General features: G+C 55.5%; 10 protein-coding genes. 8 read left to right on the top strand and 2 right to left on the bottom strand.

Going from position 1 to position 9,612, the window contains the following annotated elements; translation table 11 throughout:
- From B2R48_RS04490 to hydA, 7 genes are all read left to right on the top strand, one after another.
- Positions 1–621: aminotransferase class III-fold pyridoxal phosphate-dependent enzyme (locus B2R48_RS04490; protein ID WP_296998308.1), on the top strand; the 621-nt coding region annotated here is incomplete at its 5' end.
- A 280-nt stretch (positions 622–901) separates the two neighbouring features.
- Positions 902–1,738, top strand: a complete 837-nt coding sequence (locus B2R48_RS04485; protein ID WP_232310605.1) for a nitrilase-related carbon-nitrogen hydrolase — start codon at positions 902–904, stop codon at positions 1,736–1,738.
- A gap of 255 nt (positions 1,739–1,993) precedes the next feature.
- Positions 1,994–2,785, top strand: coding sequence for an ABC transporter ATP-binding protein (locus tag B2R48_RS04480; protein ID WP_062955446.1), 792 nt, complete (start codon positions 1,994–1,996; stop codon positions 2,783–2,785).
- A complete protein-coding gene (locus B2R48_RS04475; RefSeq protein ID WP_062955417.1) occupies positions 2,775–3,704 on the top strand; it encodes an ABC transporter permease in 930 nt (309 codons plus the stop codon). Before B2R48_RS04480 ends, B2R48_RS04475 begins: the two co-directional genes overlap by 11 nt.
- A complete protein-coding gene (locus B2R48_RS04470; RefSeq protein ID WP_296998305.1) occupies positions 3,701–4,858 on the top strand; it encodes an ABC transporter permease in 1,158 nt (385 codons plus the stop codon). Before B2R48_RS04475 ends, B2R48_RS04470 begins: the two co-directional genes overlap by 4 nt.
- Before the next feature lie 61 nt (positions 4,859–4,919).
- Positions 4,920–5,900: an ABC transporter substrate-binding protein gene (locus B2R48_RS04465; protein WP_062955419.1), complete on the top strand. Its 981-nt coding sequence runs from the start codon at positions 4,920–4,922 to the stop codon at positions 5,898–5,900.
- 180 nt (positions 5,901–6,080) lie between these two features.
- Positions 6,081–7,532, top strand: a complete 1,452-nt coding sequence (gene hydA, locus B2R48_RS04460; RefSeq protein ID WP_296998302.1) for a dihydropyrimidinase — start codon at positions 6,081–6,083, stop codon at positions 7,530–7,532.
- Positions 7,533–7,589: 57 nt separating this feature from the next.
- Here hydA and B2R48_RS04455 read toward each other — a convergent pair whose 3' ends face one another.
- Complete coding sequence (locus B2R48_RS04455; RefSeq protein WP_296998300.1) at positions 7,590–8,495, bottom strand: LysR family transcriptional regulator; 906 nt, start codon at positions 8,493–8,495, stop codon at positions 7,590–7,592.
- 119 nt (positions 8,496–8,614) lie between these two features.
- On the opposite strand from B2R48_RS04455, the gene B2R48_RS04450 reads away from it, so the two are divergent.
- Positions 8,615–9,373: an SGNH/GDSL hydrolase family protein gene (locus tag B2R48_RS04450; protein WP_296998296.1), complete on the top strand. Its 759-nt coding sequence runs from the start codon at positions 8,615–8,617 to the stop codon at positions 9,371–9,373.
- Between the two features lie 74 nt (positions 9,374–9,447).
- On the opposite strand, the gene B2R48_RS04445 is transcribed toward B2R48_RS04450, so the two are convergent.
- Entirely contained in the window at positions 9,448–9,606 is a 159-nt protein-coding gene (locus tag B2R48_RS04445) for a DMT family transporter (RefSeq protein WP_296998326.1), read from the bottom strand.
- Positions 9,607–9,612: the final 6 nt, after the last annotated feature.

Here is a 9,612-nt window from a genome sequence, read left to right as displayed (position 1 = left end):
TATCTGGAACGCCTGCGCGAGATTTGCACCAAGCACGGCATTCTTCTGATCTTTGATGAAGTCATCACCGGTTTCGGTCGCCTTGGCGCACCGTTCGCAGTTGATTATTTCGGTGTTCAGCCGGATCTGGTCACGACCGCCAAGGGCCTGACCAACGGAACCATTCCGATGGGTGCCGTGTTTGCCACCGACGAAATCCATGATGCGTTCATGACCGGTGCGGAAAACATGATCGAGCTGTTCCATGGTTACACCTATTCGGGTAACCCGGTTGCCTGTGCAGCCGCGATGGCAACGCTTGAGACCTATGAAGAAGATGGTCTTTACACCAAGGGCCAGGAACTTGGTCAGTATTGGGAAGATGCAGTGCACAGCCTGATCGACCTGCCGCTGGTCAAGGATGTTCGTAACCTGGGTCTGATCGGTGCGATCGAGCTGGAGCCGATTGAAGGCTTCCCGACCAAGCGTGCCTTCAATGCCTTCCTCAAGGCGTTTGAAAAAGGCATCCTGATCCGGACCACGGGTGACATTATTGCGCTGTCGCCGCCGCTGATCCTTGAAAAATCACACATTGATCAGCTGTTCGGCACATTGCGCGAAGTGCTTAAAGAGATCGATTAAGATCAAGAAATTCGCCCCTTGTCCGTTCCAAACGGGCAGGGGGCAACGGCTTGCAGGGCTGATAAAAAATCAAACGGTTCTGCAACGCCACGGAGGAAACATCTGTTTCGCGATTTTACTGATCGCGTCCCGTCTGGGAATGGACCCGCATAAAACAAAACAGGGTTCTTGGGGCGCGTTCGGACATAAGTCCAAAGATCAGCAAAAGCTGGCACGGACATAAAAATATCAGATCAAGGAGGTATCTCGGATGTCGATGCTGAGAGGCGGACTGATTCAAATGAGTCTGAAAGGGTCAACCGATCAGACCCCCGAAGAAATCCGCAAGGCCATGATTGACGCACATCTGCCCTATATTGAAGAGGCAGCCAAAAAAGGTGTGCAGGTCCTGTGCTTTCAGGAAGTTTTCACCCAGCCCTATTTCTGTCCGAGCCAGGACAAAAAATGGTATGCGGCCGCGGAAAAAATCCCCGATGGCCCGACCACACAGCTGATGTGTGAGCTGGCAGCAAAATACAAAATGGTGATCGTTGTTCCGATCTATGAGGAAGACATCACCGGTGTCTATTACAACACCGCTGCCGTGATTGATGCCGACGGTACCTATCTTGGGAAATACCGCAAAACCCATATCCCCCACGTCGCCGGTTTCTGGGAGAAGTTCTTCTTCAAGCCGGGCGTCTCGGATTGGCCGGTCTTTGACACCCAGTACTGCAAACTTGGCGTTTATATCTGCTATGACCGCCACTTCCCGGAAGGCTGGCGTGCGCTGGCGCTGAACGGGGCGGAATATATCGTCAATCCGTCGGCGACTGTTGCCGGGGTGTCGGAATATATCTGGAAACTCGAACAGCCGGCATCGGCCGTGGCCAACGGGTGTTTCATCGGCGCGATCAACCGGGTTGGACGCGAACAGCCGTGGGATATTGGCGAGTTTTATGGTCAGAGCTATTTCGTCAATCCACGTGGCGAAATCGAAGCACAGGCATCGCGTGACCAGGACGAATTGCTGGTCCATGACATGGATATGTCGATGGTGCGCGAAATTCGCGACAACTGGCAGTTCTTCCGCGACCGTCGCCCGTCGACCTATACCCGTCTGACGGACGGGAACTGATTTCATGATACCGGCGAGCGGTTTGTGGCTGCTCGCCGTTTTGCCCTGATCGACAGGTGGGGTATCATTCCCCATTCCCGGCAATGACCGGGCAAAGGCTTTATGCGTTTGATCAAATGTCGACAGGGTTCAGGGCAACGTCCCTGAGGGAGGCTTCCAATAAGTCGGATCAGAAATCTTTCTGGTTCGGAAGAGAGACATACGATCAGGGGAAACCCCATGACGCTAAAACAAGTCGTCAATAATGTTGCTGAGATGCCCGCATCGAAAAAAGCTGTTGTTGATATCAATAAACTGTCGCTGACCTTTCAGACGGCAGATGGTCCTGTGTACGCCCTTTCCGATGTCGATCTGACCATCGAAGAAGGCGATTTCGTTTCCTTTATCGGTCCGTCAGGTTGTGGCAAAACCACGCTTTTGCGTGTGATTGCCGATCTTGAGCAAGCCACCGGGGGCGATATTTCGATCAACGGTGTTACACCGCACGAAGCCCGCGAAAAGCGTGCTTATGGCTATGTCTTTCAGGCACCGGCGCTTTTGCCGTGGCGCTCGATCGAACGCAACGTGACCTTGCCGCTCGAAATCATGGAAATCTCCAAGGAAGAGCGCGTCAAGCGCGCCCAGGAGGCCCTGAAGCTTGTCGAGCTCAATGGCTTTGAAAAGAAATTCCCATGGCAGCTGTCTGGTGGCATGCAGCAGCGTGCATCAATTGCGCGTGCGCTGTCATTCGACGCCGACCTGCTTTTGATGGACGAACCGTTTGGTGCGCTCGACGAGATCGTGCGTGATCACCTCAATGAACAGCTGCTGAAACTGTGGGCGCGCACCAACAAGACGGTGGCGTTTGTGACCCACTCCATCCCCGAGGCGGTGTATCTGTCGACCAAGATTGTTGTGATGTCACCGCGTCCGGGGCGCATCATTGACGTGATCGAAACCAACTTCCCGAACGACCGTACACTCGATATCCGTGAAACGCCGGAATTCCTCGAGATTGCGCATCGGGTTCGTGAAGGGCTGCGTGCGGGGCACAGCAATGACGAGTAATGCTGCTTCCATGACCGGGTCCGTTAACGGACCATCGACCTGGACGCGCATGATGTCTGGCCAGACCGGGCCGGTCTGCGTTGTTCTGATTGCGCTTCTTGTTCTGTGGTATGTCGGGGCCGTTTTCATGAACGCGCCGACCCAGATTGACCGATATGACCGTGCTGACCAGACCTGGACTGCCGGCCAGCTGATCGAAGACACGCTGGCGCAGGACCGTCCGATCCTGCCGGCCCCCCATCAGGTCGCGGTCGAGATGTATAAAACCATCTTTGCCATCAAGATCACGTCCAAGCGGTCGCTGGTTTATCACAGCTGGGTGACGCTTTCCTCGACCCTTCTGGGCTTTGGGATCGGGACGTTGCTTGGTGTGTTGCTGGCGGTGGGCATCGTTCATGTCATGACGCTTGAAAAAAGCCTGATGCCATGGGTGATTTCATCGCAAACCATTCCGATCCTTGCCATCGCCCCGATGATCATTGTTGTTCTGGGTGCCATCGGGATCAAGGGACTGGTGCCAAAGGCGGTTATTTCGACCTATTTGTGCTTTTTCCCGGTCACGATCAGCATGGTCAAGGGCCTGCGTTCCCCGCAGGTGATCCAGCTTGATCTGATGCGGACCTATAATGCCTCGAAATGGCAGACCTTCTGGCAGCTTCGGTTGCCGTCCGCCATGCCATACCTGTTTGCCAGCCTAAAAGTCGCGATTGCGATCAGTCTGGTCGGTGCCATCGTTGGCGAATTGCCGACCGGTGCGCAGGCGGGGCTTGGTGCGCGTTTGCTGGCGGGCTCCTATTACGGACAGACCATCCAGATCTGGTCGGCCCTTCTGACAGCGGCCTTTGTGGCGGCCATCCTTGTGGTGATCGTTGGCTGGTGTGAGCGCAGGGTCCTTGTGCGGATGGGAGTAAAGTCATGACCGGGATGAAACTGGACAAATTCTGTCTCGTTGCGGCGATTGCGGCCTTGCTGGCCCTGATTTTTCCGCTGTCGGGCATTGATGGTGATACCGGAAAACAGGTTGCCTTTGTCGGCGATATTCCGGGGCTTGCCATCGCCATGGCACTTTGTGTGATTACCGGTGCGGCTTTCACCTGGCTTGGTGTGCGGTCGGTCAAGGCGGGGATGGTTATTCTTGCGGTCGCCGTGTTTGGCTGCTGGCAGGCGGTGAATGTTCTTTATGATCATGGTGTGGCCGGTTATGCCACGCTTGGATTCTGGTTGTTTATCATTTCGCTTTGGGCGTTTGTCTGGCGCGGGATTGATGTGATCGCCAATTTCCATAGCCTTGATCGCAGCAAGCAACACGCTGCCAACATTGTTGTGCCGTTGGCCTTTGGCATATGGCTTCTGTTTGTATGGGAAGTCGTCGTTTCGGGCTTTGGCGTGCCACAGGTCCTGTTGCCGCCGCCCAGCATGATTGGCGAACGGTTTGTCAATTCCACCGACATTCTGGCATCCGACTTCCACCAGACCTTTGTGAAGGCAGTGCTCAGTGGCTATGTCATGGGCTGTGGATCGGCCTTTATCATCGCGATTGCCGTTGACCGTGTGCCGTTTCTTAAACGCGGTCTTTTGCCGCTGGGCAACATGGTGTCGGCCCTGCCGATCATTGGTGTCGCGCCGATCATGGTGATGTGGTTCGGCTTTGACTGGCAGTCCAAGGCGGCTGTGATCGTGATCATGACGTTCTTCCCGATGCTGGTGAACACCGTTACCGGGTTGAATGCGGCAGGTAAGCTTGAGAAGGATCTGATGGCGACATACGCGTCGGGCTATTGGTCAACGCTGTTCAGACTGCGTTTGCCCGCTGCCATGCCGTTTGTGTTCAACGCACTTAAAATCAATTCCACGCTTGCGCTGATTGGCGCAATCGTCGCCGAATTTTTCGGCACCCCGATTGTTGGTATGGGCTTCCGCATCTCGACCGAGGTCGGGCGGATGAATATCGACATGGTCTGGGCGGAAATCGCATTGGCGGCCCTTGCGGGGACCGCCTTCTACGGAGCCGTGGCTTATATCGAGAGAAAAGCAACGTCATGGCATCCGTCATTCCGGGTACGTCGCCATTAAAGGCATAAAACAAGACGACCCGTCGGGAGGACTTGACTACAACCTGAGGAGACATCGACGAATGAATAAGTTTATTTCGACTGCTATGGGGTTGAGTTTCGGGTTGGCATCGTTTTCGGCGATGGCAGCAGACGAGGTAACCCTGCAGCTTAAATGGGTCACACAGGCCCAGTTTGCAGGCTACTATGTGGCACTCGACAAAGGTTTCTATGAAGAAGCCGACCTTGATGTGACCATTAATCCGGGTGGTCCGGACGTTGCCCCGCCGCAGGTGATTGCCGGTGGTGGTGCCGACGTGATCATTGACTGGATGCCGTCGGCCCTTGCATCGCGCGAAAAGGGTGTGCCGCTGGTCAACATCGCACAGCCGTTCGCCAAATCGGGCATGATGCTGACCTGCCTGAAGGAAACCGGCATTGAAAGCCCGGATGACTTCCCGGGTCGTACCCTTGGTGTCTGGTTCTTCGGGAACGAGTATCCGTTCCTGAGCTGGATGTCGAAACTCGGCATTCCGACCGATGGCGGCGACAATGGCGTGACCGTCCTTAAGCAGGGCTTCAACGTTGATCCGCTGATCCAGAAGCAGGCCGATTGCGTGTCGACCATGACCTATAACGAATACTGGCAGGTTATTGATGCCGGTATCCCGGCCGACGACCTCAAGGTCTTCAAATACGAAGACCAGGGTGTCGCAACCCTTGAAGACGGTCTTTATGTTCTTGAAGACAATCTTGAAGACCCGGCATTTGTCGACAAGATGGCACGCTTTGTTGATGCCAGCATGAAGGGCTGGATGTGGGCAAAGGAAAACCCGGAAGACGCCGCGATGATCGTTCTTGATAACGACATGACTGGTGCCCAGACCGAGAAACACCAGGTCCGCATGATGACCGAAATCGCCAAACTGCTTGGTGATTCTGCGGTTCTCGATGAAGCAGCCTATCAGCGTACCGTTGACAGCCTGCTGTCGGGTGGTTCCGACCCGGTGATCACCAAGGAGCCGGAAGGTGCCTGGACCCACGCTGTGACCGACAAGATGTAATTTGATCATCTTGTGAATTTTGACCGTCCGGCGGGGTTTTGCTTCGCCGGACGGGATGACCTCCAAGACTAAGACGATTGATTGACGACTGATTGAATACCCTCTGGGTGTTTGGAGATAACGGGCGAAATGCCGGGATGGCCCGCAACTTTTCGCCGCTCAGACAACAAGGAGCCACCCATGTCCATGGTTATTCGTGGCGGAACCATTGTTACCGCCGACCTGACATACAAATCCGATATCCTGATCGAAAACGGCAAGATTGCCGCGATTGGCGACAACCTGACCGGGGACAAGGTGATCGAGGCCGACGGCTGCTATGTGATGCCCGGCGGTATTGATCCGCACACCCATATGGAAATGCCCTTTATGGGCACCTATTCCGAAGACGATTTCGAGAGCGGCACCAAGGCCGCCGTTGCCGGCGGGACGACCATGGTTGTCGATTTCTGCCTGCCGGCACCGAACCAGTCGCTGCTTGAAGCACTGCAGGCCTGGGATAACAAATCCTCCAAGGCGGTGTGTGACTATTCCTTCCACATGGCGATCACCTGGTGGAGCGAGCAGGTCTTTGATGAAATGAAGACCGTCGTGCAGGAAAAGGGCATCAACACCTTCAAGCACTTCATGGCCTATAAGGGCGCGCTGATGGTGGATGATGACGAAATGTTCGCATCCTTCTCGCGCTGCTCGGAACTGGGCGCAATGCCACTGGTCCATGCGGAAAACGGCGACGTGGTCGCGACCCTTCAGGCCAAATTGCTGGCCGAGGGCAATAACGGCCCCGAAGCCCACGCCTATTCACGGCCCGTGGATGTCGAAGGCGAAGCATGTAACCGCGCGATCATGATTGCCGATATGGCCAATGTGCCGCTTTATATCGTGCATGTGTCGTGCGAACCGGCCCACGAAGCCATTCGCCGTGCGCGCCAGAACGGCAAGCGTGTCTTTGGCGAGCCGCTGATCCAGCACCTGATCCTTGATGACAGCGAATACAAAAACGCCGATTGGGATCACGCCGCCCGTCGCGTCATGTCGCCGCCGTTCCGCAGCAAGGAACATCAGGATGGCTTGTGGAATGGTCTGGCATCGGGCAGCTTGCAGGTTGTCGCGACCGACCACTGCGCCTTCACCACCGAACAGAAACGCATGGGCGTTGGCGACTTCACCAAGATCCCGAACGGCACAGGCGGCCTTGAAGATCGTATGCCGCTTCTTTGGACCTATGGCGTTGGCACGGGTCGTCTGACCCCGAACGAGTTCGTGGCGGCAACGTCTACCAACATTGCCAAGATCCTTAACATCTATCCGCGCAAGGGTGCGGTTCTGGTGGGTGCAGATGCCGACCTGGTGGTCTGGGATCCGAAGGCCTCAAAAACCATCACCGCCGAACACCAGCAGTCCGCAATTGACTACAACGTGTTCGAGGGCATCGAGGTCACCGGCCTTCCGCGCTACACCATCAGCCGTGGCCGTATTGCCGCCGAAGAAGGTGTGGTGCTTGCCAAATGCGGCGACGGCGAATTCATCGCCCGCGAACCGTATCCGGCCATCAACAAGGCGCTTTCCAAATGGAAAGAAATCACATCCCCGCGCAAAGTTGAACGCAGCGGTATTCCGGCTGGCGTTTGATCGACCCTTTATGTACCTGACCTTGAAATGCCGTCCTTCGGGGCGGCATTTCTTGTTTCAGGTGCCGGTTTGCCCGTGAAAGGCTCGGACCGAGTTGATGAAGGCACGAAGGGCGGATGGCAGATAGGTGCGTTTGGGATAGTAAATCCAGAACTGGCCGTAATCGGGCATCCAGTCTTCCAGGATCGGGACAATTTCACCCCGTTCAATCGCGTCATCGGCAATGCCTTGCAGCTTCTGGCCAATGCCGATTCCGTTCCTGACCGCATCAAGCATCATCTGCGTTGAGCTCACGGTCAGATTGCCGTTATTTGCCAAAACGAAATGGTTCTCGCCATCAGTGAAGTCCCATGGTGCAAGCTTGCCGCCGGGAAACAGCAGATTGATGCAGTTATGATTGACCAGATCATTCGGGTTCATGGGCGTGCCATGGCGTTTGAGGTAATCCGGGCTTGCGATCACCATCGGGCGGATGGATGGGCCAAGGCGAATGGCGGTCATGCCCGGTGCCAGTGTTTCTTCAAACCGGATACCGGCATCAAATCCCCCGGCGACGATATCGACGAAACCGTCATTTTCAATGATCTCAAGGCGAACATTGGGATTATCCCGACAAAAACCTGCGATGGCCGGGGCAAGCACCACACGCGCGGCATTGGCCGGAACATTAAGCCGCAATGTGCCGGTCAGGCCAGATCGATAATCATCGAGACTTTGCAACGCACCGCTCAACTCGCGCATGGCCGGACTGACCCGATCATAAAGTGCGCGGCCCGCATCGGTCGGCGCGACACTGCGCGTGGTGCGGTTTAACAACCGGACTTGCAGGCTGTCTTCAAGGTTTTTGATGCGGTGGCTGAGTGCCGAGGGTGTCACGCGCAGTTGCTTGGCAGCGGCGCGAAAGCTGCCCAGTTCGATAATGGCGCAGAAGGCCGCCAGATCGCTGATGTTCTCATTCACCATTGATGAAAATATCTCAGTAAATAGTTTAGTATTGCGTAGATTGTTTCACCATAACGTAGATCATAGGCTGTCGTCATTCAGTTTCGCGGAAGATCCGCACAAAGCATGGAGTTTGGATGATGTTTGGGAAATCAACAATCTGGTTGGGCGCGATGGCGCTGTGCGCCGGGCTATTGGGGGGGGCGTCAGCCCATGCCGACGAGGCAAAGCGCATTCTGGTGTTTGGCGATTCAAACAGCTGGGGCTGGAAGGCAAAGTTGGAGGCGTTCCCTGTTGAACGGTTTGGCGATGACGAACGGTGGGCAGGCGTGATGGCAACTGGCCTTGGAGAACACTACACCGTGATTGTTGATGGGCTAAACGGCCGTACGACTGATCTGGATTTCGGTGAAGATTTGGGCGCACTGGCAGCCGAAGATTTCAATGGTGCCAAGGACCTGCCGGAGGTTCTGGCCAAGAACCTGCCGCTTGATCTGGTCGTTGTGATGCTGGGCACCAATGACGCGCAGGCGCAGTTTGATCGTAATGCCGATCAGGTGGCGCAAGGAGCGATGCATCTGGTGGATATCGTGCGCAACATCAATGGCGGGGTTCTGACCACTTATGGCACGCCAAAGGTGCTGTTGGTAACGCCGCCGCCGATGGGTGATATTTCCAAAACCCCGCTTTCGGCCAACATGGCGGGCGGTGTCGAAATCTCGCAACAATTTGCTGATGCATTTGATCGTGCGGCCAAGCTTGCCAATGTGCCGGTCTTTGATGCGGGAAGTGTCATTGGCACCAGTGGCATTGATGGCATTCATTTCACAGCCGAGGAACACGCCATCCTTGGCAAGGCCGTTGCAAAGCAAATCGAGGCAGGTGTGCTGGTTAACTGACTGGGACTATTTCGAACGAAAACAGGGCAGCCATTGGCTGCCCTGTTTCGCATTTGCGTGTTGTGAACAGCACTTTACGACGGACTGAACAAATTCAGCATCACGATCCCTGACAGGATCAGTGCGATGGCGACCAACCGTCCGGGGTTGGCCGGTTCGCCGACCATGATGATGCCAAAGATCACCGCACCCGCCGCCCCGATGCCGGTCCAGATCGCATATGCCGTTCCGATCGGGAT

This window comes from Thalassospira sp. UBA848, assembly GCF_002295455.1.
GTDB lineage: Bacteria > Pseudomonadota > Alphaproteobacteria > Rhodospirillales > Thalassospiraceae > Thalassospira.
Note: the sequence above shows the minus strand (reverse complement) of the source record. Positions and strands in the feature narration are given on the sequence as shown.